This window comes from Tessaracoccus coleopterorum, assembly GCF_011174705.1.
GTDB classification, from domain to species: domain Bacteria; phylum Actinomycetota; class Actinomycetes; order Propionibacteriales; family Propionibacteriaceae; genus Arachnia; species Arachnia coleopterorum.
Map to the genome: position 1 here is coordinate 2,688,076 of NZ_JAANIJ010000001.1, position 23,520 is coordinate 2,711,595.

The window sequence follows — 23,520 nt, forward strand, 5'->3', positions numbered from 1 at the left end:
GGTGGCGGGAGGGCCGGTGCCACCGGCACCTACCAGAGCCACGCTGGGTATGTGGTGCGTCACACAGGGAGCGGCGTTCCGACTTGGGGCGTGGTCGCCCTCCACGGTTGCGGGTCAGTTCCGGGTTCACACCGGATTCCCCGACCCCTGCCCGGCCGACGCTATCACAAGGGGTATCGGCGCCGATCGGGGAGCCCCGGGCCCTCCCGGAACCGCGTGTGCGGCGCCCGACGTCACGCGGCCCGCCCCGGCGCGGTGTCGCCGGGCTAGGCTCGCGCCATGCGGATCGACCTGAATGCCGACGTCGGCGAGTCGTTCGGGCGGTGGCGGCTCGGCGACGACGAGGCCCTGCTCGACGTGGTGAGCAGCGCCAACGTGGCCTGCGGATTCCATGCGGGCGACCCCCTCACCATGACGAGGACCGTGCACCTGGCGGCCGCACGCGGCGTCCGTGTCGGCGCCCACGTCAGCTACCGCGACCTGGTCGGGTTCGGGCGCCGGTTCGTCGACGCCTCGCCTGCGGAACTCGTCGCCGACGTCGTCTACCAGATCGGTGCGTTGGCGGCGATGTGCCGCCGCTTCGATCTGCGCGTCGCCTACGTCAAGCCCCACGGAGCCCTCTACAACACCATCGCCCACCACGAAGGCCACGCCGCCGCCCTCATCGACGCGGTCCTCGCCTACGACAGGTCGCTCCCGGTGGTCGGGGCGCCAGGGTCGGTGTTCCTACGGCTCGCCGCCGAGTCGGGCCTCACCTGCGTGCGCGAGGGGTTCGCCGACCGCGGCTACCGGGCGGACGGCACCCTCGTGCCCCGTGACCAGCCGGGCGCCCTCCTCAACGACCCCGACAAGGTGGCCGAGCGGGTGCTCGCCATGGTGCTCGACCGCTCCGTCGTGAGCGTCGACGGCGGCCGGATCCCACTGGAGATCGAGACGGTGTGCCTGCACGGCGACACGGACGGGGCCACCGAACTCGCGCGAGCGGTGCGGGCGAGGCTCCGTGCGGAGGGCGTGCGGATCGAGGCATTCGCTCCGTGAGGCTCCTCCCCTGCGGGGAGCGGGCGCTGCTGATCGAGGTCGCCTCGCTCGACGACGTGCTCGCGGTCGAGGCGGGCCTCCGCGCCGCCACCGCCGAAGAGGGCTGGGGCCCCGCCGTCGACGTCGTTCCCGCCGCCCGCAGCGTCCTCGTCTCCGGCCCGCCCGTGGAGCGGTTGCGACCGCTGCTCGAGGCCGTGCTGCGCAGTGGGGTCGCCCCCGCCGCGGCCCGACCCGGGCGCGAGGTGGTGATCCCCGTCCGCTACGACGGTCCCGACCTGGTAGAGGTGGCGCGGATCACCGGGCTCTCCGAGGGGAGGTGGTGGCGCTCCACACCGGCGCGGCGTGGCGCGTCGCGTTCGGGGCTTCGCGCCCGGCTTCGCCTACCTCGTCGGCGGCGACCCGCGGCTGCGGGTGCCGAGGCGGCCGAGCCCCGGACGCGGGTGCCCGTGGGCGCGGTGGGGTTGGCGGACGGGTTCAGCGGCATCTACCCGCGCGCCTCACCGGGCGGCTGGCAGCTGATCGGAACCACCGACGCGGTGCTCTTCGACGCCACGGCCGAGCCCCGGCGCTGCTGTCACCGGGCACCAGGGTGCGGTTCGAGGCGACCGATGCCCCGCAGAGGCCCCACGGTGACCCAGCCGCGGCGCTCCCGCCCGTGCGGGCCCGGTGGCTCACCGTCGAGAAGGCACTCCTGCCGGTCCTCGTACAGGACGAGGGGCGCCCGGGCCTTGCCTCGGTCGGGGTCGGTGATGCGGGCGCTGCCGACCGGGAGTCCTACCGGCTCGGGGCGCGGCTGGTGGGCAACGGAGACGGGCAGGCGGCTCTCGAGATCACGATGGGGCAGGTGGAGTTGCGCGTCGAGGGGCCGCGCTCCTGGCGGTGACGGGGGCCGTCTGCCCCATCCGGGTCGACGGCCGGGCCGTGTCGGCCGGGGTCGCGATCCCCGTGCCCGACGGGGCGCTGGTGTCGATCGGCGCGCCGTGGGACGGCCTGCGCAGCTACCTGTCGGTGCGGGGAGGGATCGACGCCGTGCCGGTGCTCGGCTCCAGGTCCCGCGACACGCTCGGGGCCTCGGCCCCGCACCGCTCCTCGGGGAGACCGGGTCGCGCTCGGCGAGCCGACGACGCCCTGGATCCCCTCCATCGACTGGACGCCGCTCTCCGCGGAGCGCCGCGAGGTCGTCGAACTGCGCTACCTGCCCGGCCCGAGGCCCGACTGGGTCGCCGGGCTGGACAGGTCGGCCTGGCGCGTCGGATCCGCCGTCGACCGGGTGGGGGCCCGGCTCGTCGGCGCCCCTCTCCGCAGGCGGGCGGGGGAACTGCCGAGCGAGCCGATGGTGCGGGCGCCATCCAGGTGCCGCCGTCGGGCGAGCCGGTGCTCTGCCTCGCGGATCACCCGGTCACCGGCGGCTACCCGGTGGCGGGTGTGTTGACCGAGAGGGCGGCCGACAGAGCCGCCCAGCTGAGGCCGGGGCAGCGCTGCCGGCTGATCGCCGTCGGGCAGGTCAGCTGAAGCGCACGATCCCGTTGAACACCCACCCGTCGCGCCGCGGGAACGCTCCCCTCCGCCGGGTGCGGGGCGGCGGACAGCGTTGTGGCCGGAATGCAGGGTGCGGCAGCGGCTCCTTCCCGTGGCGGGGCGGCAGGGACGCGTGGGGCGGTAGGGAGTCCCGGATCCATTGGCACTCGGCTTGATTGAGTGCTAACGGCGCGATAGTTTAGGTGTTGGCACTCGACCACGTCGGGTGCTAACCGGCTGGGCGGCACCCGCGACGACGCCCAACCACCCCGATAACGAAAAACGAGCCGGGCAACCCGGATTCTGTAAAGGAAGGTGTTGACGTGGCAACCACGATCAAGCCGCTCGAGGACCGCATCCTCATCCAGCCCCTCGAGGCCGTTCAGACCACCGCTTCCGGCCTTGTCATCCCTGACACGGCCAAGGAGAAGCCGCAGGAGGGCAAGGTCATCGCCACCGGCCCCGGTCGCATCGACGACAAGGGCAACCGTGTTCCCCTCGATGTCGCCGAGGGCGATGTCGTCATCTTCTCCAAGTACGGCGGCACCGAGGTCAAGTACGACGGCCAGGAGTACCTCCTGCTGAACGCCCGCGACATCCTCGCCGTCGTCAGCAAGTAAGGACTCCAGATGCCTAAGACTCTCGCCTTCGACGAGGACGCCAGGCGCGCGCTTGAGCGCGGCGTCGACGCCCTCGCCAACACCGTCAAGGTGACGCTCGGCCCCAAGGGCCGCTACGTCGTTCTCGACCAGAAGTGGGGCGCGCCGACCATCACCAACGACGGCGTGACCGTCGCCAAGGAGATTGAGCTCGAGGATCCCTACGAGGATCTCGGCGCCCAGCTCGCCAAGGAGGTGGCCACCAAGACAAACGACGTCGCAGGTGACGGCACCACCACCGCCACCGTGCTCGCCCAGGCCATGGTCCACACCGGACTGCGCGCCGTCGCCGCCGGGGCCAACCCCGTCGGCCTGAAGCGCGGCATCGACAAGGCCGTTGAGGCCGTCGTCGAGAAGCTGCACGACATCGCCCGCCCCGTCGACACCACGGCCGACATGGCCTCGGTCGCCACCATCTCGTCGCGCGACGAGCAGATCGGCGACCTGATCGCCGAGGCGTTCGACAAGGTCGGCAAGGACGGCGTCATCACCGTCGACGAGTCGAACACCTTCGGAACCGAACTCGAGTTCACCGAGGGCATGCAGTTCGACAAGGGCTACCTGAGCCCCTACTTCGTCACGGACGCCGACCGCATGGAGGCCGTGCTCGAGGACCCGTACATCCTCATCAACAGCGGCAAGATCTCGTCGATGAACGAGCTGCTCCCGCTGCTGGAGAAGGTCATCGCCGCCAAGGGCACGCTGTTCATCGTGGCCGAGGACGTCGACGGCGAGGCGCTGTCGACGCTCGTGGTCAACAAGATCCGCGGCACCTTCACCTCGGTCGCGGTGAAGGCCCCGGCCTTCGGCGACCGCCGCAAGGCCATGCTCGAGGACATCGCGATCCTCACCGGCGGCCAGGTCGTCGCCCCCGAGGTCGGCCTCAAGCTCGACCAGGTGGGCCTCGAGGTGCTCGGCCGCGCCCGCCGCATCGTCGTCACCAAGGACAACACCACCATCGTCGATGGCGCCGGTGAGTCCGACGAGGTTTCGGCCCGGGTGGCGCAGCTGCGCGCCGAGATCGAGCGCACCGACTCCGACTGGGACCGCGAGAAGCTGCAGGAGCGGGTCGCCAAGCTCGCCGGTGGCGTCTGCGTGATCAAGGTCGGCGCCGCCACCGAGGTGGAGCTGAAGGAGAAGAAGCACCGCATCGAGGACGCCGTCTCCGCGACGCGCGCCGCGATCGAGGAGGGCATCGTCGCCGGTGGCGGCTCGGCCCTCATCCATGCGGGTGCGGTGCTGGCCGACAACCTCGGTCTCGTCGGTGACGAGGCCGCGGGCGTGCAGGTCGTCGCCAAGTCGGTCGTCGAGCCGCTGCGCTGGATCGCAGAGAACGGCGGCCAGGCCGGCTACGTCATCACGACGAAGGTGGCCGAGATGGAGGTCGGTCACGGCTACAACGCCAAGATCGACGAGTACCAGAACCTCATCGAGAACGGCGTCATCGACCCCGTCAAGGTGACCCGTTCGGCGCTCGCCAACGCGGCCTCGATCGCCTCGCTGCTGCTCACCACCGAGACCCTCGTGGTGGACAAGCGCGAGTCGGAGGACGACAACTGATCAGCTGAACCGTCAGCGCAGGCGGAGGCCCCGGACCCTTTGGTCCGGGGCTTTCCCGTCCCCGGACGGCCCCGGTGCAGGGCGGGACGGAACTGTCGGAGGCACGGGTTAGCCTCCCTTCCCATGGATGACACCCGGGCCGAGGCAGCACTGGACGACGCGCAGCGAGAGGCGGTCGAGCACGGCGAGGGGGCGCTCGTGGTGGCCGCCGGCGCTGGCACCGGGAAGACGCGCACCCTCACCGCGCGGGTGGCCCGCCTGATCGACTCCGGGGTTCCTCCCGAGCAGATCCTGCTCCTCACCTTCACCCGGCGGGCCGCCGCGGCCATGACCAGCCGTGCGGCGGCGCTGTGCTCGGACCCGTCGGTGACGCAGCGGATGTGGAGCGGCACCTTCCATGCGGTGGCACACAGGATCGTCGCCGAGCACGCCCACCACCTGGGGCTCGGGAGGTCACCGTCCTCGACCCGGGCGACGTCACCGACCTGATCGACCTGCTCCGGGAGGAGCACGGGCTCGGTGGCACGGAGCAGCGCCTCCCGACCAGCCAGACTCTGGCGGACATCTGCTCGCGCGCCGTCAACACGGGGGTGCCGACGCGGCAGGTGATGGCGGAGCAGTTCCCCTGGTGCCTGGACCACGCCGACCGGATCAACGAACTGCTCAAGGCCTACGTCGGGCGTAAGCGCGCCCGGGGGCTCCTCGACTTCGACGACCTGCTGCTCTACTGGCGGGCGCTGCTGGCCGACCCTGAGGTCGGCGACCGGTTGCGTGCCCGCTGGGACTGGGTGCTCGTCGACGAGTACCAGGACGTCAACCAGATCCAGGTCGACATCGTCCGGCTCCTCCGCCCCGACGGCGACGGGCTGACGGTGGTGGGTGACGACGCGCAGGCCGTCTACGGGTTCCGTGGCGCGACCTCGGAGCACCTCCTCCGGCTGCACAGGGACCTGCCCGGCTCGACGCTGGTGCGGCTGGAACGCAACTTCCGCTCGACCGGCCAGATCCTCGACCTCGCGAACATCATTCGTCCCGGAGAGTTGAGGCTCGATCTCGTGGCCGACCGCGGCCCGTCCGGACCCCGTCCCGTCCATGTCCGGTGCGCCAACTCCGACGACGAGGCGCGGGAGGTCGCCGACGCCGTCCTCGCCGCGCACCGCGACGGCCTCGCCCTGCGTGACCAGGCCGTGCTCTTCCGAACGGGGACCCACAGCGCCCAACTCGAGATCGAACTCCGGGTGCGGGGCGTCCCCTTCCACAAGTACGGAGGCATCGGGTACCTGGAGACGGCACACGTCAGGGATCTCGTGGCCGCCTTCCGGGTCAGCCTCAACCCGGCCGACGAGATCTCCTGGTACCGGATCCTCACGCGGCACCGGGCGCTCGGCAAAGTCACCGCCCGCAGGCTGGCCGCGTTGCTCGTCAAGGGCGTCGACCACGCCGAGGTGGTGGCGGAGGCGCCACCGAAATCGCGGACCACGCTTGCCAGGACGCTCGAACTGATCAGGGCCGCGAGCGCGGCGGGGGAGACGGCTCCGATGGTCGAGGCGTGCCACCTCGCCGTCGAACCGCTGCTGCGTCAGCACTACGTCGACTGGTCGCGTCGCGCCGCCGACGTGGAGGGGGTCGCCCGCGCGGCGGCCCTCCAGCGCGACCTGCGCACCTTCATCGCGGAGGCGACCATCGACCCCACCTCGGTCGCGGGGGACTGGGCGAAGAAGCCGCACCTGGATGAGGATCACCTCGTGCTGTCGACGATCCACTCGGCGAAGGGCCTCGAATGGAGCGCGGTGCACCTGCTCCGCGTGACCGACGGGTCGCTCCCATCGGACATGGCGCTCACCTCGGCCGAGGGGCTCGCCGAGGAACAGCGCCTGTTCTACGTCGCCACCACCCGGGCCCGTGAGAGCCTCCGCGTCTACACGCCGATGCGGCTGCCCGTGCATCCGACCAGCATGGGTTCGCGTCATGTCCTCTGCAAGCCGAGCCGCTTCCTGACCGGGGCCGCCCTGCAGGTGATGGACCAGGTCGCCTCTGCCGCGGTGCTTGCGCAGCCCGTGCCGCCGACGGGGACGCTGCCACGGCCACCGGCGGCACCGCTGATCGCGGTGCCCGACCTCGGCGGGCTCTTCGGGTGAACCCAACCCGAGCCGCTTCGCCGACAGGGGGTATCGGCGAAGCGGCCGCCTCGGGTGCGCATCGGTCGCGATCTGCTCGTGACGCGCACGATCTTCCCATCCACTGACCGACGGGTCGCGGATGTTGCACTGATGGCACATTCTTAGACGCGATCGGTTCACCGGACAAGGAACCGGGGCCACCGGTTGCACGCCACGCCGGACCGTCGTGACGGGTCGCTCCCGGCGGGGTTCCGCCCCGGGGAGGCCCGACGGAACCGTCAGGCGATCCGGTGCATCCAGCCGTGCCGGTCGAGGGCCAGCCCGTACTGGAGGGCGGTGAGCGTGTCGCGCAGGGTGAGCGTCACCCGGCCCGGGCTCCCGTCGCTGACGGTGTGGGAGCCGTCGACGTCGCGGAGGCTCCCGATCGGGGTGATGATCGCGGCGGTGCCGCAGGCGAACACCTCGCTGAAGCGCCCCGAGTCGATCCCCTCGAGCAGGTCGTCGAGGGCGATCCTGCGCTCCTCGACGCTCAGCCCCTGTTCGGCGGCGAGTCGCAGTACCGACGCGCGGGTCACGCCCTCCAGGATCGAATCCGTGAGCGCGGGGTGCTGAGCGTGCCGTCCCGGCCCACGACGAACAGGTTCATGCCGCCCAGCTCCTCCACATAGCGGTTCTCCACCGCGTCGAGGAACCCCACCTGGCTGCAGCCGTTGGCCTCGGCCTCCTGCTGGGCGACCATCGAGGCGGCGTAGTTGCCACCGCACTTGGCGAATCCGGTTCCCCCTGGGCGGCCCGCGTGTAGTCGCGCGTGAACCAGATGTCGACCGGTTGCACGCCGTCGCCACCGAAGTAGGCACCGGACGGGCTTGCGATGACGGCGTAGGTGACCTGCGTGGACGGCTTGACTGCGAGCACCGGCGAGCGGGCGAACATGAACGGCCTGAGATAGAGGCTCTGCTCGGCGCCGGTCGGGACCCAGTCCCGGTCGATGGCGACAAGCTCGTCGACGCTTGCGAGGAAGTCCTCGGCGGGAAGCTCAGGGAGCCCGAGCCGACGGCAGGAGCGGCGGAACCGCTCGGCGTTGACCTCGGCGCGGAACCGCCAGATCGACCCGTCGGCGTGCGCGTACGCCTTCAGCCCCTCGAACGCCTCCTGCGCATAGTGGAACACGGCGGCGGCGGGATCGAGGGCGATCGGGCCGTAACCGACGATCCGGTGATCGTGCCAACCGACCCCGGCCGTCCAGTCGATCAGCGCCATGTGGTCGCTGAACGTGGCCCCGAACCCGGGGTCGGCGAGGGCCGCCGACCGGTCGGCGGCGGAGGCCCTGGGGCGGGCTGGATGGCGAAGCGGGGCATGGTTCTCCTGCGTGTCCGGTGTGTCAGAGTGCGCCGCCGCCGGCGACGTCGATGGAGGCGCCGCTGACGTAGCTGGCGCGGTCACCCGCGAGGAACGCGACCACCCCGCAACCTCGTCCGGCTCGCCGAAGCGGCCGAGCGGGATGCCCGCGGCCTGGTCGGCGAAGAACTGCTCTGCGCTCTGCCCGGGCGCCCTCTTCGCGTGGATGTTGGCCCACTGCGGGGTGCGGACGCTTCCGATGTTGACGCAGTTGACGAGGATGCCGTCGGGTGCGAGCTCCTGCGCAAGCGCCCGCGTCAGGTTCAGCCCGGCCGCCCGGTTCACCGATGTGGAGAGGAAGCGGTGGTCGGGTGAGTGCGCGAACACAGAGCCGATGTTGATGACGCGTGGCGCAACCGACTCCCTCAGCCAGGGCAGCGCGGTGCGGACGGAACGGAACCAGCTGAGCACCTTGATGTTGAAGTCGGCCAGCAGGGCCTCCTCGGTCAGCGTCGCGAAGGTGCCCGGGTGGGCGCCGCCCGCGTTGTTGACCAGCACATCGAGGCCGCGCATGTCGGCGGCCGCCCACGCGATGAACTCTGCGAGCTGCCCGCCGTCGCGCACGTCGACGACCCGTCCGGCCGCGCCCGCCCCGAGGTCTGCGACAGCGGCGTCGACCTCCTCAGGGTTCCGGGCGCAGATCCGCACCGTCGCACCCTCGGCCAGAAGCTCCCGCGCGATGGCGAAGCCGAGGCCCTTCGAGGCACCCGTGACGATGGCGCGACGGCCACTGAGACCAAGATCCATGGTCCTCTCCTCTCCCTGCCCCGACCTTAGCGCCGGGAGGCGCCGGCCGAGGGTCACGGGCGCGTCTCACGGCCGCGATCCGACTTTGGGGTGACGCGGGCGATGAGTTAGGGTTTCCTCAGTCGCAATACCGCAATGCCCGTGTTGTCTAAATCGCGGGTGCTGCCGGGATGGAGGAAGCGCCGCATGACCATGTCGTTCGAAGCGCCACCGGTTGACGTGTCGGAGCGGGCCGGATCGCTCGCCCGGAGGCTGCTCGGGGTGCCGGGGCGGCCTCCCTGGACGCCTATCGACTCGGCCTTTCTCTCCCCTTCGTGGCGCACGGCATGACCTCCGACGGCGTCCTCGTGGTCGCCGCCCACGCCGGCGCCCTGCGCGGGGCGGATGGTCCAACCGATGTCCGGCTCGACGTCGTGCGCCAGACGGGCGACGCGACGTTGCCCGTCATAGCGTCGTCGATCCATGTGCTCGGAAGGTTGACCTGGCTCGATGAGGAGGCGGCCCGGTCTCTCGGCCTGCCGGACCTGGTGGCCGACCTCGTGGGGTGCCCGGGGTGTCGCTGGGGCGATCGCAGTCGGGCGCGCCGTCCTGCATGACATGCACGGGGCGACCGTGATCGACCCCACCGACCTGTTCCGGGAGCCTCGGCTCGACGATCATGCCGGCTACACCGCCGTCGCCTCGCACGACCAGGCGGCGCTCAGCGATCTCTGCTGGGCGGTGATGGTCGGCGCAGTTCCCGGCGAGGTCGTCTCGAAGGGGCCCCTGCCAGGGGTCTGCGCACACACCGCCGAACGGGTCCACTGTGTCGACGTCGACCCGTACGGCGTGACGCTGATGCTGGCAGGCGCCGAGGAGACCCTGATCGTGTTCGCGGCCTTCGGCGCCGGAGCCGGGGAGCCGACCGTACGGGTGGCGCGGCTGCTCGAGGGCGTGGCCGTCGCCGCCGCCTGAGTGGTCGCTCAGGCGATCTCGTAGGCCAGGCAGGTGGCCGAGTCGGATACGTCGATCCCCTCGGCGGTGCACATCAGGTTCGCGTTGTGCGTGCACTCGAGGCGCTGGCACGCGCCGACGTGACCGTCGGCAACCGGAAGGCCACCCGTGCGTCGAGGGTGATGAAGGTCGCGCAGGTAGCCTTCTCCCCGCCCGCGATGGTCACCGCGAACGCGGTGCAGCCCGACGAGTTGTAGGCGCACGAGGTGGTGGCGCAGGAGCGGACGGCGGTGACGGTGCTCATAGCGAACTCCAAAGGGTGGTATCCGGATCAATTTCGCAACATCCTAAGCGCCGTCCTCCCGCCGGACAAGGGTTTCCGGAAGGTCGATCCTGACGCCATGCACGCTTGTCAGGCCGGATGTGAAGCAGTCGCGTGTTGGCAAATTCCATATTGCGTAAATCGACGCGTCTTTCCCGCTGCCGGTCAGGGGCCCCGCGTGGCGCGGCCCCGCCTCCCGTCCCGGCGATGCCCGTAGTTAGGGCGCCCACGCGTGGCGGGGTTAGACTTGGGGCACGCCGCCCCACCCCTTTACGAGAGGTATCACGTGCACGACGAGCTGACCGGAGCAGGGTACCAGCCCCCTTTGCCGCACTGGGCCTGACCTTTGACGATGTGCTGCTGCAGCCGAACCAGTCCGACGTCATCCCTCCCAAGCCGATACCTCGACCCAGCTCTCGAGGAACATCAGGTTGAACATCCCGCTCGCGTCCGCCGCGATGGACACGGTCACCGAGTCGAGGATGGCCATCGCCATGGCCCGTGAGGGTGGCATCGGCATCCTGCACCGCAACCTCAGCATCGAGGACCAGGCGCACATGGTCGACCAAGTGAAGCGCTCCGAGGCGGGCATGGTCACCGAGCCCATCACGGTCGGCCCGGACGCGACGCTGCGTGAGGTTGACGAGCTGTGCGCCACCTACCGCATCTCGGGCGCCCCGGTCATCGATGCCGGGGTGCCCTCGTCGGCATCATCACCAACCGCGACATGCGCTTCGAGGACAACCCGAACCGCCCCGTCCACGAGGTGATGACCCGGATGCCACTGGTCACCGCCCGGTGGGCGTGTCCAACGACGGCGCGCTCGCCCTGATGGCCGAGCACAAGATCGAGAAGCTCCCGATCGTCGACGGCGCGGGCAAGCTCAAGGGCCTCATCACCCTGAAGGACTTCGTCAAGGCCGACAAGTACCCGAACGCCTCGAAGGACGGTCAGGGTCGCCTTCGCGTCGGTGCCGCCGTCGGCTTCTTCGGTGACTCGTGGGAACGGGCCATGGCGCTGGTCGCCGAGGGCGTCGACTGCATCATCGTCGACACGGCCCACGGGCACAGCAGGGCGTGGTCGACATGATCAGGCGCCTCAAGGCCGAGCCCTCGGCCGCGGGCGTCGACATCATCGGCGGCAATGTGGCGACCTACGCCGGAGCCAAGGCGCTCGTCGAGGCCGGCGCCGACGCGGTCAAGGTCGGGGTCGGCCCCGGCTCCATCTGCACCACGCGCATCGTGGCCGGCGTCGGCGTGCCCCAGGTCACCGCCATCTACGACGCGGCCCGCGCGGCCCGTCCCGCCGGCGTGCCGGTGATCGGCGACGGCGGCCTCCAGTACTCCGGCGACATCGCGAAGGCCATCGTGGCCGGCGCCTCGACCGTCATGCTCGGGTCACTGTTGGCCGGCTGCTCCGAGAGCCCCGGCGAGCTGGTCTTCATCAACGGCAAGCAGTTCAAGAGCTACCGCGGCATGGGCTCGCTCGGCGCCATGGCGGCCCGTGGGCGCAAGGCCTCCTACTCCAAGGACCGCTACTTCCAGGGCGATGTCACCTCGGACGACAAGCTCGTCCCCGAGGGCATCGAGGACAGGTCGCCTACCGCGGCCCCTCGCCGCCGTCGCGTACCAGCTCGTCGGCGGGCTGCGTCAGTCGATGTTCTACTCCGGTGCCGCTACGATGGCGGAGCTGCAGGAACGGGCCGGTTCGTCCGCATTACCAGTGCAGGCCTGCGTGAATCGCATCCCACGACATCCAGCTGACCGCGGAAGCGCCCAACTACTGGGCGCGGTAAAGGACGAGATTTGATGTACGAGCTTGGCTTGAGCAAGCGCGCCTCGCGCGCCTACAGCTTCGACGATGTAGCGATCGCTCCCACCCGTCGCACCCGCGGCGAGGACGAGGTGGATCTCACCTGGAAGATCGACGCGGTGACCTTCGACCTCCCGATCGTCGGGCCCCGATGGACTCGGTGATGTCGCCCACGACCGCCGTGAGGATGGGTGAGCTCGGCGGCCTCGGCGTCCTCAACCTCGAGGGCCTCTGGACCCGATATGAGGACCCGCAGCCGAAGTATGAGCTCCTCACCCAGGACTGCGACCAGGTGACGGCCACCCGCCGCCTCCAGGAGATCTATGCCGAGCCGGTCAAGGCGGAGCTGATCCGCGACCGCCTCGCCGAGCTGCGCACCGCGGACGTGCCCGTGGCCGGGTCCCTCTCGCCGTCGCGCACACAGGAGTTCGCCCCGGTGCTCGAGAAGGCGGGGATGGACTTCTTCGTCATCCGCGGCACCACCGTCTCCGCAGAGCACGTCGGCGGCGCAGACACGCTGAACCTCAAGGAGTTCATCTACCGCTTCGACACCCCGGTGCTCGTCGGCGGCGTCGCCACCTACCGCGCGGCCCAGCACCTGATGCGCTCCGGCGCGGCGGGCGTCCTCGTCGGGTTCGGCGGCGGTTCGACCCACACCACTGCCGATGTGCTCGGGATCGAGGTGCCGATGGCCTCCGCCGTCGCCAACGTCGCCGAGGCCCGGCGCGACTACCTGGAGGAGTCCGGGGCCGCTACGTCCACATCATCGCCGACGGCGCAGTGGTCGTTCCGGCAGCATCGCGAAGGCGATCGCCTGCGGCGCAGATGCCGTCATGGTCGGCTCGCCGTTGGCCCGCGCCACCGAGGCCCGGGTCGTGGCTGGCACTGGGGTCCGACGCCTGGCACGCGAGCCTGCCGCGCGGCGAGCGGTCGTTCTTCGAGCAGGTCGGCACCCTCGAAGAGGTCATCCACGGGCCGTCGAGCGTGCCGGACGGCACGATGAACCTCGCGGGCGGGCTCCGCAAGGCCATGGCGCTGACCGGCTACACGGACATCAAGTCGTTCCAGCGCATCGACCTCATCCTGCACTGATCATGACGCAGGACGAGGCCCGCGCTGAGCTCCTCCGCCTCCGGGGAGCATCGACAACATGGACTCCGCCCTGGTGCACCTGCTCGCGGAGCGGTTCAAGGTGACCAAGCGGGTCGGGGAACTGAAGGCCTCCGCGGGCTTCCCGCGGCGGACACCGAGCGTGAGACGCAGCAGATCGCGCGGCTGCGTGCCCTCGCTCTGGAGGCGGAGCTCGACCCCGAGTTTGCGGAGAAGTTCCTGACGTTCATCGTGACCGAGGTGGTCAGGCACCACGAGAAGATCGCGGCCGAGCAGGGGAGTGAACCCCGCCCGGCCGCGTCCGGAAGGGCTCAGGCGCGCGTGAGCGTGCCGATCTCGGTGCCCGCGGCGTCGTAGATGACGAGGCTGTCGCCGTCGACCCTGCCGGTGTCCAGCCGCTTGAGCCATTCGTCGACGCCCTCGCAGAACATCATGGTCGAGGCGATCCGTTCGAAGTGCACCGTGTCGCCCTCCAGGCTCCAGCCGCCCATCAGCCGGTTGCAGCCGTCGGTGCCGGTGAGCCGTCCGTCCTCGGCCAGATCCAGGGCGGGTGGCCGGTCGCCCTCGCCGCTCCAGGTGCCGATCGGCGCGGGGTTCCCGGGCGCGACCTCGGCATCGCTCTCTTCGTGCGCGTCGGCCTCGTCGTGGGCATCGTGCGGGTTGTCCCGTCCGGCAGCGTCATGCGGGTTGTCCCGTCCGGGAGCGTCCTGTGGTTCCTCCCGGGGCGCCGGCCCGTCGGCCGGGCCGACCATGAGCGTCGAGATGCCGATGCAGGCGAGGGCGATCCTGAGGGGTCGAAGCGGCTTCATGCCTGGTGCCTCCTGGGTTGAGCTGGTCCTGCCGCCACGATAGTGGTCCCGTGCCCGGGGCGCGGGATCCGTGCGCCGATTCCCGTGCCGGGTGTGGGCCGGGGCTGGCCCGGCCGGGTCGTCCACTACGACATGAGCCACAGCGGGATCCACCCTGCTCGATGTGTCCGGCAACAGCAGGCACGCATCCCTGACCGGAACTCGACGACGCGTCGTTCGTCGTCGCCGGGCGGACGACATCCTCCGCTTCCGCCGCGACGGGTACGCGCAGCTTCCCAAGGGCCCGTCACCGGAGCCGACAACAACTTCACGGTCGAGTACACCGTCGCCACCCGCACGGCGGCCAACCAGTTCGGCTGGGTGATCGGCGACGGTATCGGCAACTGGAACACGACCGTGCTGGGGAACTACGTCTTCGTCAACCCGCGCAGCCCTGAAGGGTCGCACCAGAACCAGGTGCTCGCGGGCATCCGGGTCAAGACCGACGCCGGCAACGGCGAGGTCAGGATGCCCGCGGGTGGGGCCTCAACGCCGGCCTGACCACGCTGACGCTCGTCGGTGAGGCAACCGGCTCACGCTCTACCGCGACGGAGCGCCCATCTCCACCGTCAGCCACGACCGCTCCATGAGCGCCATCGTGCCCACTGGGTCGACCCTCGGCTACCTGGGCCGCTCGCTGTACAACGGCGATGCCCTCTTCACCGGAGATGTCACCGACGTGAAGTTCTGGGACGAGTCGCTGACCGTCGCCCAGGTGATCGCCTCGATACCTGACGCAGGCGAGAAGGCCGCGTCCTCCGATGCCCTCGTCCGGCTCGACCTCGAACCGCTGCTGCTCGCGGACAACCGGTCCCTCGACGATGTCCGGAGCGACCTGTTCCTCCCGGCCCCGTCTCCGGCGTCCCCGTCACCTGGACGACGTCCGACCCCACGGTCGTCTCGCACACCGGCACGCTCACCCGCCAGGCCGCCGATGCGACCGTCGTCGTCACCGCGCTGCTGGATAGTGGGTCCGTGGTGCCCTTCACCGTCGACGTCAAGGCCTCCAGCGCCATCGATCACCTCGACCGTCGACGCCAAGGGCCTGCGCGATCCCTACATCCTGCGTTCCGCCCAGGGCGACAAGTACTACATGGTCGCCACCGACCTGTGCATCGGGTGCGGCACCGTCACCTTCACCGGTGAGGGCTGGAGCGCGACCGTCGGGCTCGTCGACGGTGTCGCGACCGTCGAGGTGCCCACGGGTGTCCCGGGATCACCGCGGCCTACGACGGCTACGGCGACGCCCTTGTCGCCGCCTCGGTCTCCGACAGTGTCGCGCTCGGAGGCGGGCGGCGTTGACGGTGGACGTCGCGAACCGCTGCGTGGCGGGAAAGGTCGTCCAGATCGTCTCGGTGACCGCCGACGAGGCCGCCACCGCCGTGAGGATCGCGTCGGACCACGGCTCCAAGACGATCGCCTCGATCGCGGAGGCCGGCGTGCCTCGACGAGCTTCTCCAGCCGCCTCACGGAGGTGCCCGCCGGGCAGGTGGTGGTGACGGCGACGCAGGACGGCGCGCCCGTCTCCGTCACGGTGGAGGCTCCGGGCTCCAGCTGCTGATCCGGTCGCCCGAGGCCGGGCGTCGTCACCCGTCCGGGTGACGACGCCCCTCGTCGCAGCGGGTCGGGAGGCTCAGTCGGCGTTGACCATGAAGTCGGCGGCGCGCACCAGGTACTCGCGCATGGTGTCGTCCTGCCCGGCATCGAGGTCGAGCGTGTCGACGGCGGCCATCATGTGGCGCACCCAGCGGTCGCGCATGTCGGGCGTGATGGCGTAGTGGACGTGCCGCATCCGCAGCCGCGGGTGGCCGCGCTGCTCCTGGTAGGTCCTGGGCCCGCCCAGTACTGCTCGAGGAAGAGTCGCAGCCTGTCCTCGGCCGGGCCGAGGTCGTCCTCCGGGTACATCTCCCGGAGCGGCGGATCCCCGGCCACGCCCTTGTAGAACTCGGCGACGAGCCTCCGGAAGACGGGGCTCCACCGACGGCGTCGTAGAAGGTCGGCTCGCTCATGCGCCGGTGATCTCCTCGCGCCAGGAGTGCCGCGGACGGAAGCCGAGGACACGGCGCGCGGCGGCGTTGCTCAGCAGCGTGCCGTACTCGCCCACGGTGGTGGGTACCTGCAGGTCAGGGTGGATGACGGCGAGGGCGTCGCGGGTGGGCAGGTCGAGGATGGTGTCGTCCGCCGCGATGATGAAGGCGTGGGCGCCTGTCAGGTGCGCGTTCAGGGCGTCCTCGCAGGCCTGCGCGACATCGCGGGCGTCGATATAGCCGAAGAGGTTCCAGCGCCTTGCCTCGGGGTCCTTCGCGAACCCGGCTGTGCGAGGTAGTCGTCGACGGTGAAGATGTTGGACAGGCGCAGCCCGATGAACGGGATCCCGGCCCACCGCGAGACCTGCTCGGCCATCGTCTCGGTCAGCACCTTGCTCAGGGAGTAGGTGGAGTTGGGGAACGGGTAGTGCCCCTCATCGACGGGACGTAGCCGACCTCGTCGAACGGCAGGCCCAGCGTCGTCTCGCTGGACGCGTACACCACGCGCGTCAGGCCGAGCTTCCAGGCGGCGAGGAACACGTTGTTGTTCATCGTCATGTTGGTGGTGAGGGTCAATGAGTCGGTGTGGATCCGGTCGGCGGGATGTTGGCCAGGTGGATCACCGCATCGGCATCGTGCAGCACCTCGACGGCCTCGCCGTAGTTGGTGAGGTCGGCCCGGTAGTACGTGCCCGAGAACCAGGCCGGGCGCGCGGCCACATCGGTGGCGATCACCTCGTGTGGGTGTGGTCGACGAAGTGGCTGAGGGTGGCCTGGCCTGCCTTGCCGGCGGCCCGGTGATGACGATCCGCATGGCCAGATCCTACCCAGCCCACGTCCCTATACGTCCGTATAGATTCTGATACGCTCGTATCATGAGCGATCCGAGGGCGAGGACAGGACGGCCGCCGCCCGCCTGCGTGACGCCGCCGTCCGGCTCATCGCCGGGGCGGGACGAAGGCCATGACGGCGCGCGCCGTCGCCGACCTCGCCGGCGTCTCGCAGGGCCTGATCCGGCACCACTACGGCTCCATGGCGGGCTGCTGCAGGCCTGCGACGAGTACGTCGCCGACGAGATCCGCTCGGGCAAGCGCGATGCGATCAGCCCGTCGCCCGGCTTCGACCCGCTCGCCTCCATCCGTGCCGAGGGCGCGAGCACATCGTCGGGTACCTCGCTGCGCGACTCTCCGAGCAGAGCGCCCACCTCGACGCGCTGGTCGACGCGCTCATCGCCGACGCGACCGGTTACCTCGCCGACGGGGTGGGGCCGGTGTCCTGACGGCGACGGCCGACGAGCACCGCCGGGCGGCCATGCTGACGATCTTCTCGCTGGGAGCGGTGTCGCTGCACAGGCACCTGGCGCGCCATCTCGGCGTCGACCTGAGCTCGCCGGACTTCGCGGTCGGCGACGCCTACCTGGAATACGTGCGGATCCAACTGGAGGTGTTCGCCTCCGTCTTCAATCCCGCGGTGCTCGAGGAGTACCGCGGCTACCTCGATTCCCTGGAGGACGAGTCATGAACGCAATCGAGACACGGGGCTCACCAAGCACTACGGGAGCTTCCCGCGCTGAAGGACCTGGACCTCGAGGTGCGACAGGGGGAGGTGTTCGGCTTCCTCGGCCCCAACGGTGCGGGCAAGTCGACGACCATCCGGCTGCTGCTCGGCGAGCTCCGGCCGACCGCAGGCACCGCCACGGTGCTCGGAGCGACCCCGCGGGAGGTGGATCACCGGCACACCATCGGCTACGTGCCCGCCGACCTGTCGCTCTGGCCGGCCATGACGGGCCGCCAGACGCTCGCCTTCTTCTCGAAGCTGCGCGGTGGTGTCGACCGCCGGCAGATCGACGCCCTCTCGGAGCGACTCTCGGCGGACCTCGACAAGCGCGTCGGGAACTCTCCAGCGGCAACCGGCAGAAGATCGGCCTCATCGCCGCCTTCATGCACCGGCCGCACCTGCTGATCCTCGACGAGCCCAACGCGGGCCTCGACCCGCTCGTCCAGCACGAGTTCTGGGCCATGATGCGCGAGGCCGCCGACGAGGGCGCTCCGTCTTCCTCTCCAGCCACACCCTCTCGGAGGTCGAGCGGGTGGCCGACCGCGTCGGCATCATCCGCACCGGGGAACTGATCACGGTCGAGGAGGTGGCGGCGCTGCGCCGCAAGCGGATGCGCCACATCGAGCTCGAGGTGGACGGCCGGCTGGAGGCCGCCGACCTGGAGAGCGTCGCCGGTGTCCGGGACGTCTCCGTGTTCGACGGTCGGGTCGAACTCAACTTCGACGGTGACATGGCGGCGCTGCTCGCGGCCGTCTCGGCGCGCGCCCGGCTGCGTGACATCCACACCTCGGAGGCCGAACTGGAGGACATCTTCCTCACCTACTACAAGGACGAGTCGTGAGCGCGGTCATCTTCGCCCGCGGGCTCGTGGAGAGCTGGCGGGGTTCGCCGTGACGGCGGTCAGCGTGGGGCCATGCTGTTCCTGGGGCTCTACATCTACCAGGGCATCGACCTGTCCATCTATGACGCCCTACCTGAGGCGGTGCGGGCCGTGATGGGCATCCCGGAGCACGCCGACGCCTCCGTGATGGCGTACAACGAGATGCTCGCCGCCATCGGGCACTCGCCTTCACCGGGGTGTCGCTGGCATCGGGGCCGCGTGCGTGACGGCCGACGAGGAGGCGGGGCGGTCGTCGCTGATCCTGGCGACGCCGACGTCGCGCGTCAGGTACGCCGTCAGCAGGGCGCTCGCCTTCGTGGCCGTGGTGATCCTGGGTGGGCTCGCCCTGTGGGCATCGCAGAGGTCGCCCCATCCTGTTGTCGGTCGACACGGGTGAGGCCCACGTCGGGCCCTCATGACGCACCTGGTGGCGAGCGGGCTGTTCCACGGGGCGCTGGCGTTCGCCATCGCGCTCGCGAGCGGGCGGCGCTCGCTCGGGTCGGGGATCGCCGCGACCGTGATGGTAGGCGGCTGGCTCGCGTCCGGGCTCCTGCCACTCTGGCGCGAGGGGCGGCCGACTGGGTGCCGTGGACGTGGTTCAACGGCAGCAAGCCGTTGGTAAACGGCATCGAGAGCGGGCAACTCGCCCTTCTGCTCGGCGGGCCCTGCTGCTGCTGGCGCTGGGCATCCTCGCCTTCTCGTTCAGGGAACTGCGCACCCGGGCCGCTGCGCCCGGCCTCCGTGAGCGGCTGCAGGCCATCCCCGGTGTCGAGAAGATCGTCCGGCCGACGGGGCGCGGCGCCTCGCTGCTGACCATCCGGCTGGCCGCCCACCAGGTGCTGGTCGGCTACGTCACCCTGCTGGCCGGCCTCGTGATGGGGCTCGCCATGCCACCGATCTACCACGTCCTGATGGGCGCGGTGGGCGACTTCGCCATCACCTTCCCCAGTCGATGGCCGACATGTTCGGCGGCGGTGACCTCACGACGCCGCCGGGTTCCTGCACCTCGAAACCTTCGGCATGGTCGCACCGCTGTGCGTGATCCTCGTCGCGACGGCGGCGTCCTCGGCGGGCATCGCGGGGAGGAGCGCGCCGGCCGGTTGAGTGTCCTGCTGGCCCAGCCCATCAGCCGCACCCGGATCTACCTCACGGTCGCCCTGACGGCCGCGGTGTACAGCCTCATCGTCGCCGGCGCCATGTTCCTCGGCACCTGGGCGGGCATCGCGCTGGCCCGCCTCGACGTTTCGGTGGCCAACCTCGCGGCCACCTGCCTGCTGCTCCTGCTGCTCGGCTGGTTCTTCGGGGCGCTGGCCCTCCTCCTGTCGGCGGCGACCGGACGTCCGTCGGTGGCCGTGTGGGTCACGACGGGCGTTGCCGTGGTCGGCTACTTCGGGTACACGCTGCTGCTGGCCGCCGGCGGCCCGAACTCGGGATCTGGTCGCCCTTCGCGGCGTACCTGAACGGCCCGGTCCTCTCCGAGGGCATGCGCTGGTGGCAGCCGGTGTGGCTAGGCGTCGGGCCCTCGTCCTGCTGCTCATCGGCCTGCCCATGTGGCTGCGCCGCGACATCAGGAGCGCCCGCGGCTGAGGCCTGGCGCGACTCGATCTCGGCCTTCACCTCCGAGACCGGGTCGACGAGCGCGTCGGCGTAGAAGTGTCGCGCCCTCCTCCCAGGGTGCGTCAGGGCGACGATCTCCTTGCGGGTCACCGTGACGAGCTCGGCGGTGGTGCCCTCCAACGGCCAGTCGTCGGCGGGGTCGTCGAAGGACTCGGGGAAGTGGATGACGGTGTCGCTCACGCTGAGCGGGTAGGGGCCCTGCATGGAGACGGTGTCGCCGTCCGCCCGGCGGAGGCCCCGGCGCTGGCTGTCGGCCTTGCGGAACGCCATCACGGCCGCGCCTCCGAGGATGATGAGGCCGGCGAGGAACTGCAACTGGAGCGGCTGCGTGGTCACCAGCACGACGAAGCACAGCGCGGCCAGCACGCCGAGCGCGGCCGTCATGATGAAGCCGAGCCTGATCCGCTGCTGCACCTCGGCGACAGACGTCTCCGGCGTGGCATTGACCCAGTCCCGGTACTCGAACACCCGTGGTTCCATGCGGCAAGCCTATGGCCTCCCCGTCATGGACGCGCGCCGGGCCTTCCGTGCGTCGTCAGGGTGGCATCACCCTGCCGTGGGGAGCCACCCGCCCAGGGCGGCCGACCGGAGCCGACGCGGACACGCCGAGGGCCCGGAACCTCCATAGGTCCCGGGCCCTGAGGTGCAGGATCAGGCGTCCAGCAGGCCCTCGAAGAGGACCGTCGACAGGTAACGCTCGCCGAAGTCCGGCACGATCGCCACGATGGTCTTGCCCGCGTTCTCGGGGCGGGCGGCGATCTCGGCGGCGGCCGACAGCGCGGCGCCCGATGAGATGCCCACAAGCAGGCCCTCCTCGGTGGCGGCACGGCGGGCGAACTCGAGGGCCTGGTCGATGTTGCGCGGGAGCACCTCGTCGATGATGCTGCGGTCGAGGATCTCGGGATGAAGTTCGCGCCGAGGCCCTGGATCTTGTGGGGCCGGGCTGCCCGCCGCTCAGCAGGGGCGACTCCGCGGGCTCGACGGCGACGATCCTGACCTCGGGCTTGCGCTCCTTGAGGATCTGGCCGACACCGGAGATGGTGCCGCCCGTGCCGATGCCTGCCACGACGATGTCGATCCCGCCGTCGGTGTCGTTCCAGATCTCCTCGGCGGTAGTGCGGCGGTGGATGTCCACGTTGGCCTGGTTGGCGAACTGGCGGGCGAGGACGCCGCCGCGCTCGGCCGCGATCTCGGTGGCCTTCTCGACGGCGCCCGCATGCCCGCCGGGCCGGGGTGAGGACCAGTTCGGCGCCGAATGCCTTCAGCAGGGCGCGCCGCTCGAGCGACATGGTCTCGGGCATGGTGAGGACGACGTTGTACCCGCGGGCGGCGCCGACCATGGCCAGCGCGATCCCGGTGTTGCCGGAGGTACCCTCCACGATGGTGCCGCCCGGCTTCAGCTCTCCGGAGGCCTCAGCGGCATCGACGATGGCGACGCCGAGGCGGTCCTTGACCGAGTTGGCCGGGTTGTAGAACTCGAGCTTGGCGGCAACGGTTGCGTTGTCACCCGCGATGCGGTTCAGCTTGACAAGGGGAGTGCGGCCGATCAGGGCCGTCACGTCGGGGTAGATGCTCATGACTCGGGCAACCCGGCCCCATGGAGGTTTATTCCCGGCCGTAGGAGATTTCTCCGACGGGGCGGTCGCGCGGACCCGCTGCGCACGCATGTGGCCTTTCGCCCGGAGACAATAGACTCCCTCCCATGACTGCCCATCAGACGGTTCTCGTCGTCGACTTCGGCGCCCAGTACGCGCAGCTGATTGCCCGCAGGGTGCGGGAGGCCTCGGTCTATTCCGAGATCGTCAGCTCCAAGATGCCCGTTGAGGAGATGCTCGCCAAGGAGCCCGCAGCGATCATCCTCTCCGGGGCCCGTCGTCCGTGTACGAGGACGGCGCTCCCCAGATCGATCCCTCGCTCTTCGCGGCCGACGTTCCGGTGCTCGGGATCTGCTACGGCTTCCAGGTGATGGCCAAGGCACTCGGAGGCAACGTCTCCAGAACCGGCCAGCGCGAGTTCGGTCGCACGTCCCTGTCCATCGGTGATGGTGGCACGCTCCTGCAGAGCATGCCCAACACCCTCAACGTGTGGATGAGCCACGGCGACGCCGTCGCCCGCGCCCCAAGGGGTTCCAGGTGCTCGGCCGCACGGCCGGCGCGCCGGTGGCCGCCTTCGAGGACGTCAACCGCAAGCTCGCGGGTGTCCAGTGGCACCCCGAGGTGCTGCACACGCAGTGGGTCAGCAGGTCATCGAGCAGTTCCTCTTCGAGATCGCGGGGCTGTCCCCGAGCTGGACCCCGGAGAACATGGTCACCGAGGCCATCGACGACATCCGCGCCAAGGTGGGCGACCGCCGCGTGCTCTGCGCGCTGTCCGGCGGCGTCGACTCCGCCGTCGCGGCGGCCCTGGTGCAGCAGGCGATCGGTAAGCAGCTCACCTGCGTGTTCGTCGACCACGGGCTGCTCCGCGAGGGTGAGGCCGAGCAGGTCAAGAAGGACTTCGTGGCGGCCACGGGCGTCGACCTTGTCGTCGCCGACGAGACCGACCGGTTCCTCGGCGCGCTCAAGGGCGTCAGCGACCCCGAGGAGAAGCGCAAGATCATCGGGCGCGAGTTCATCCGCACCTTCGAGTCCACCGCGCGCGACCTCGCGGGCGAGCGCGGCATCGACTTCCTCGTCCAGGGCACGCTGTACCCGGACGTCGTCGAGTCCGGCGGCGGCGAGGGAGCCGCCAACATCAAGAGCCACCACAACGTCGGCGGGCTCCCCGACGACCTGCAGTTCACGCTCATCGAGCCGCTGCGCGCCATGTTCAAGGACGAGGTGCGCGCCGTGGGCCTGCAGCTCGGTCTCCCCGAGGAGATGGTGTGGCGCCACCCGTTCCCCGGCCCGGGCTCGCGATCCGCATCGTCGGCGAGGTGACGGCCGAACGGCTCGACATCCTGCGCCAGGCCGACGCGATCGCGCGTGCGGAGCTGACCGCTGCCCGGCTCGACCGGGAGATCTGGCAGTTCCCGGTGGTGTTGCTCGCCGATGTCCGCTCTGTCGGAGTCCAGGGTGACGGCCGCACCTACGGACACCCGATCGTGCTGCGCCCCGTCACGTCCGACGACGCGATGACCGCCGACTGGGCCCGCCTTCCCTACGAGGTGCTCGAGAAGATCTCCAACCGGATCACCAACGAGGTGCCCGAGATCAACCGCGTCACCGTGGACATCACGAGCAAGCCCCGGGCACCATCGAGTGGGAGTGAGCTGAAGGGGCCGGCCCGCGAGGAGAGATCCTCGCGGGCCGGCCCCTTTCGGCTGTGCCCGTCCGACGACAGGGCTGGTGCCGCGTGTTCAGGAAGGTGTCGGCAAGAGGGCCGGTGTCGGCGACCT

General features: G+C 70.4%; 23 protein-coding genes and 10 pseudogenes. 22 read left to right on the forward strand and 11 right to left on the reverse strand.

Annotated elements, in window-relative coordinates; translation table 11 throughout:
* The first annotated feature begins 279 nt into the window (after positions 1-279).
* The 7 genes and pseudogenes from G7085_RS17295 (at position 280) to G7085_RS17325 (ending at position 6,913) form a co-directional block, all read left to right on the forward strand.
* On the forward strand, positions 280-1,038 hold the full coding sequence (locus tag G7085_RS17295; RefSeq protein WP_197511879.1) for a LamB/YcsF family protein: 759 nt from the start codon (positions 280-282) through the stop codon (positions 1,036-1,038).
* A gap of 56 nt (positions 1,039-1,094) precedes the next feature.
* Positions 1,095-1,541: pseudogene (locus G7085_RS33040) on the forward strand (carboxyltransferase domain-containing protein); the annotation flags it as partial.
* Positions 1,542-1,834: 293 nt separating this feature from the next.
* Positions 1,835-2,550: pseudogene (locus G7085_RS17305) on the forward strand (5-oxoprolinase subunit C family protein).
* A 329-nt stretch (positions 2,551-2,879) separates the two neighbouring features.
* Positions 2,880-3,176 carry a co-chaperone GroES gene (gene groES / locus G7085_RS17310; protein WP_068750747.1) on the forward strand — a complete coding sequence of 99 codons (297 nt, stop codon included), beginning with the start codon at positions 2,880-2,882 and terminating at the stop codon, positions 3,174-3,176.
* A 9-nt stretch (positions 3,177-3,185) separates the two neighbouring features.
* Positions 3,186-4,775 carry a chaperonin GroEL gene (gene groL, locus G7085_RS17315; protein ID WP_197511880.1) on the forward strand — a complete coding sequence of 530 codons (1,590 nt, stop codon included), beginning with the start codon at positions 3,186-3,188 and terminating at the stop codon, positions 4,773-4,775.
* Positions 4,776-4,898: 123 nt separating this feature from the next.
* The gene (locus G7085_RS17320) at positions 4,899-5,264 is read left to right on the forward strand and encodes a UvrD-helicase domain-containing protein (RefSeq protein ID WP_197511881.1); all 366 of its coding nucleotides are present in this window, start codon (positions 4,899-4,901) and stop codon (positions 5,262-5,264) included.
* Positions 5,156-6,913: an ATP-dependent helicase gene (locus G7085_RS17325; protein WP_197511882.1), complete on the forward strand. Its 1,758-nt coding sequence runs from the start codon at positions 5,156-5,158 to the stop codon at positions 6,911-6,913. The genes G7085_RS17320 and G7085_RS17325 overlap by 109 nt, the downstream gene beginning before the upstream one ends.
* Before the next feature lie 260 nt (positions 6,914-7,173).
* Here G7085_RS17325 and G7085_RS17330 read toward each other — a convergent pair.
* Together G7085_RS17330 and G7085_RS17335 are read right to left on the reverse strand one after the other, a co-directional pair.
* Positions 7,174-8,215: pseudogene (locus G7085_RS17330) on the reverse strand (branched-chain amino acid aminotransferase); the annotation flags it as partial.
* 153 nt (positions 8,216-8,368) lie between these two features.
* Positions 8,369-9,040, reverse strand: a pseudogene (locus tag G7085_RS17335) (SDR family NAD(P)-dependent oxidoreductase); the annotation flags it as partial.
* Positions 9,041-9,366: 326 nt separating this feature from the next.
* Here G7085_RS17335 and G7085_RS17340 point away from each other — a divergent pair.
* Together G7085_RS17340 and G7085_RS17345 are read left to right on the forward strand one after the other, a co-directional pair.
* Positions 9,367-9,636, forward strand: a complete 270-nt coding sequence (locus tag G7085_RS17340; protein WP_197511883.1) for a hypothetical protein — start codon at positions 9,367-9,369, stop codon at positions 9,634-9,636.
* A gap of 1 nt (position 9,637) precedes the next feature.
* Positions 9,638-9,994: a hypothetical protein gene (locus G7085_RS17345; RefSeq protein WP_197511884.1), complete on the forward strand. Its 357-nt coding sequence runs from the start codon at positions 9,638-9,640 to the stop codon at positions 9,992-9,994.
* A gap of 8 nt (positions 9,995-10,002) precedes the next feature.
* On the opposite strand, the pseudogene G7085_RS17350 reads toward G7085_RS17345, so the two are convergent.
* Positions 10,003-10,277, reverse strand: a pseudogene (locus G7085_RS17350) (DUF1540 domain-containing protein).
* 449 nt (positions 10,278-10,726) lie between these two features.
* Here G7085_RS17350 and G7085_RS30960 point away from each other — a divergent pair.
* The 5 genes and pseudogenes from G7085_RS30960 (at position 10,727) to G7085_RS17365 (ending at position 13,574) form a co-directional block, all read left to right on the forward strand.
* Positions 10,727-11,065 carry an IMP dehydrogenase gene (locus tag G7085_RS30960; protein WP_269451902.1) on the forward strand — a complete coding sequence of 113 codons (339 nt, stop codon included), beginning with the start codon at positions 10,727-10,729 and terminating at the stop codon, positions 11,063-11,065.
* A gap of 34 nt (positions 11,066-11,099) precedes the next feature.
* Positions 11,100-11,384 (forward strand): IMP dehydrogenase, encoded by a 285-nt coding sequence (locus G7085_RS27335; protein WP_331715755.1) that lies wholly within the window; start codon positions 11,100-11,102, stop codon positions 11,382-11,384.
* Positions 11,381-12,058, forward strand: a complete 678-nt coding sequence (locus G7085_RS27340; RefSeq protein WP_231979652.1) for an IMP dehydrogenase — start codon at positions 11,381-11,383, stop codon at positions 12,056-12,058. The genes G7085_RS27335 and G7085_RS27340 overlap by 4 nt, the downstream gene beginning before the upstream one ends.
* Positions 12,059-12,103: 45 nt before the next feature.
* Positions 12,104-13,199 (forward strand): annotated as a pseudogene (locus G7085_RS17360) (GuaB3 family IMP dehydrogenase-related protein).
* A gap of 58 nt (positions 13,200-13,257) precedes the next feature.
* Positions 13,258-13,574 (forward strand): annotated as a pseudogene (locus tag G7085_RS17365) (chorismate mutase).
* Here the strand turns inward: G7085_RS17365 and G7085_RS17370 are convergent.
* Complete coding sequence (locus G7085_RS17370) at positions 13,529-13,969, reverse strand: META domain-containing protein (RefSeq protein WP_197511885.1); 441 nt, start codon at positions 13,967-13,969, stop codon at positions 13,529-13,531. The pseudogene G7085_RS17365 and the gene G7085_RS17370 overlap by 46 nt on opposite strands.
* Before the next feature lie 189 nt (positions 13,970-14,158).
* On the opposite strand from G7085_RS17370, the gene G7085_RS17375 reads away from it, so the two are divergent.
* The gene (locus G7085_RS17375; RefSeq protein WP_197511886.1) at positions 14,159-14,566 is read left to right on the forward strand and encodes a hypothetical protein; all 408 of its coding nucleotides are present in this window, start codon (positions 14,159-14,161) and stop codon (positions 14,564-14,566) included.
* A gap of 85 nt (positions 14,567-14,651) precedes the next feature.
* A complete protein-coding gene (locus G7085_RS36460; RefSeq protein WP_197511887.1) occupies positions 14,652-15,626 on the forward strand; it encodes a hypothetical protein in 975 nt (324 codons plus the stop codon).
* A 72-nt stretch (positions 15,627-15,698) separates the two neighbouring features.
* Here G7085_RS36460 and G7085_RS33045 read toward each other — a convergent pair.
* From G7085_RS33045 to G7085_RS17400, 4 genes and pseudogenes are all read right to left on the reverse strand, one after another.
* A pseudogene (locus G7085_RS33045) lies at positions 15,699-16,126 on the reverse strand (globin domain-containing protein).
* Entirely contained in the window at positions 16,071-16,448 is a 378-nt protein-coding gene (locus tag G7085_RS17390; RefSeq protein ID WP_197511888.1) for an NAD-dependent epimerase/dehydratase family protein, read from the reverse strand. Before G7085_RS17390 ends, G7085_RS33045 begins: the two are co-directional and overlap by 56 nt.
* A 40-nt stretch (positions 16,449-16,488) precedes the next feature.
* The gene (locus G7085_RS17395; RefSeq protein WP_197511889.1) at positions 16,489-16,668 is read right to left on the reverse strand and encodes a hypothetical protein; all 180 of its coding nucleotides are present in this window, start codon (positions 16,666-16,668) and stop codon (positions 16,489-16,491) included.
* A complete protein-coding gene (locus G7085_RS17400; RefSeq protein WP_197511890.1) occupies positions 16,665-16,826 on the reverse strand; it encodes a hypothetical protein in 162 nt (53 codons plus the stop codon). Before G7085_RS17400 ends, G7085_RS17395 begins: the two co-directional genes overlap by 4 nt.
* Before the next feature lie 228 nt (positions 16,827-17,054).
* Here G7085_RS17400 and G7085_RS17405 point away from each other — a divergent pair, with 228 nt between their 5' ends.
* From G7085_RS17405 to G7085_RS17420, 4 genes are all read left to right on the forward strand, one after another.
* Positions 17,055-17,612: a hypothetical protein gene (locus G7085_RS17405; protein WP_197511891.1), complete on the forward strand. Its 558-nt coding sequence runs from the start codon at positions 17,055-17,057 to the stop codon at positions 17,610-17,612.
* A gap of 69 nt (positions 17,613-17,681) precedes the next feature.
* On the forward strand, positions 17,682-18,053 hold the full coding sequence (locus tag G7085_RS17410; RefSeq protein WP_197511892.1) for an ATP-binding cassette domain-containing protein: 372 nt from the start codon (positions 17,682-17,684) through the stop codon (positions 18,051-18,053).
* On the forward strand, positions 18,032-18,220 hold the full coding sequence (locus G7085_RS17415; RefSeq protein ID WP_197511893.1) for a hypothetical protein: 189 nt from the start codon (positions 18,032-18,034) through the stop codon (positions 18,218-18,220). The genes G7085_RS17410 and G7085_RS17415 overlap by 22 nt, the downstream gene beginning before the upstream one ends.
* The gene (locus G7085_RS17420) at positions 18,181-18,489 is read left to right on the forward strand and encodes an ATP-binding protein DrrA1-3 family domain-containing protein (RefSeq protein WP_197511894.1); all 309 of its coding nucleotides are present in this window, start codon (positions 18,181-18,183) and stop codon (positions 18,487-18,489) included. The genes G7085_RS17415 and G7085_RS17420 overlap by 40 nt, the downstream gene beginning before the upstream one ends.
* 228 nt (positions 18,490-18,717) lie before the next feature.
* Here the strand turns inward: G7085_RS17420 and G7085_RS17425 are convergent, their stop codons facing one another.
* Complete coding sequence (locus tag G7085_RS17425) at positions 18,718-18,996, reverse strand: hypothetical protein (RefSeq protein ID WP_197511895.1); 279 nt, start codon at positions 18,994-18,996, stop codon at positions 18,718-18,720.
* 125 nt (positions 18,997-19,121) lie between these two features.
* Here G7085_RS17425 and G7085_RS17430 point away from each other — a divergent pair, with 125 nt between their 5' ends.
* Positions 19,122-19,988: an ABC transporter permease subunit gene (locus tag G7085_RS17430; protein ID WP_197511896.1), complete on the forward strand. Its 867-nt coding sequence runs from the start codon at positions 19,122-19,124 to the stop codon at positions 19,986-19,988.
* Here the strand turns inward: G7085_RS17430 and G7085_RS17435 are convergent.
* Positions 19,888-20,613 carry a hypothetical protein gene (locus tag G7085_RS17435; RefSeq protein WP_197511897.1) on the reverse strand — a complete coding sequence of 242 codons (726 nt, stop codon included), beginning with the start codon at positions 20,611-20,613 and terminating at the stop codon, positions 19,888-19,890. The two genes, G7085_RS17430 and G7085_RS17435, sit on opposite strands and share 101 nt — an antisense overlap.
* Positions 20,614-20,796: 183 nt before the next feature.
* Positions 20,797-21,722: pseudogene (gene cysK, locus G7085_RS17440) on the reverse strand (cysteine synthase A).
* A 125-nt stretch (positions 21,723-21,847) separates the two neighbouring features.
* Between cysK and guaA the strand changes: the two are divergent.
* Positions 21,848-23,393 (forward strand): annotated as a pseudogene (guaA, locus tag G7085_RS17445) (glutamine-hydrolyzing GMP synthase).
* Positions 23,394-23,520: the final 127 nt, after the last annotated feature.

What these genes read in the sequence shown, in the direction of transcription:
- G7085_RS27340 (WP_231979652.1), top strand. Translation starts at nt 11,381, where the DNA reads ATGATCAGGCGCCTCAAGGCCGAGCCCTCGGCCGCGGGCGTCGACATC.
- G7085_RS17375 (WP_197511886.1), top strand. Translation starts at nt 14,159, where the DNA reads ATGAGCCACAGCGGGATCCACCCTGCTCGATGTGTCCGGCAACAGCAG.
- G7085_RS17320 (WP_197511881.1), top strand. Translation starts at nt 4,899, where the DNA reads ATGGATGACACCCGGGCCGAGGCAGCACTGGACGACGCGCAGCGAGAG.
- G7085_RS17340 (WP_197511883.1), top strand. Translation starts at nt 9,367, where the DNA reads ATGACCTCCGACGGCGTCCTCGTGGTCGCCGCCCACGCCGGCGCCCTG.
- G7085_RS17295 (WP_197511879.1), top strand. Translation starts at nt 280, where the DNA reads ATGCGGATCGACCTGAATGCCGACGTCGGCGAGTCGTTCGGGCGGTGG.
- G7085_RS17345 (WP_197511884.1), top strand. Translation starts at nt 9,638, where the DNA reads ATGCACGGGGCGACCGTGATCGACCCCACCGACCTGTTCCGGGAGCCT.
- G7085_RS17370 (WP_197511885.1), bottom strand. Translation starts at nt 13,969, where the DNA reads ATGGTCGGCCCGGCCGACGGGCCGGCGCCCCGGGAGGAACCACAGGAC.
- groL (WP_197511880.1), top strand. Translation starts at nt 3,186, where the DNA reads ATGCCTAAGACTCTCGCCTTCGACGAGGACGCCAGGCGCGCGCTTGAG.
- G7085_RS17415 (WP_197511893.1), top strand. Translation starts at nt 18,032, where the DNA reads ATGCACCGGCCGCACCTGCTGATCCTCGACGAGCCCAACGCGGGCCTC.
- G7085_RS17405 (WP_197511891.1), top strand. Translation starts at nt 17,055, where the DNA reads ATGACGGCGCGCGCCGTCGCCGACCTCGCCGGCGTCTCGCAGGGCCTG.
- G7085_RS36460 (WP_197511887.1), top strand. Translation starts at nt 14,652, where the DNA reads ATGAGCGCCATCGTGCCCACTGGGTCGACCCTCGGCTACCTGGGCCGC.
- G7085_RS17425 (WP_197511895.1), bottom strand. Translation starts at nt 18,996, where the DNA reads ATGGCGAACGCCAGCGCCCCGTGGAACAGCCCGCTCGCCACCAGGTGC.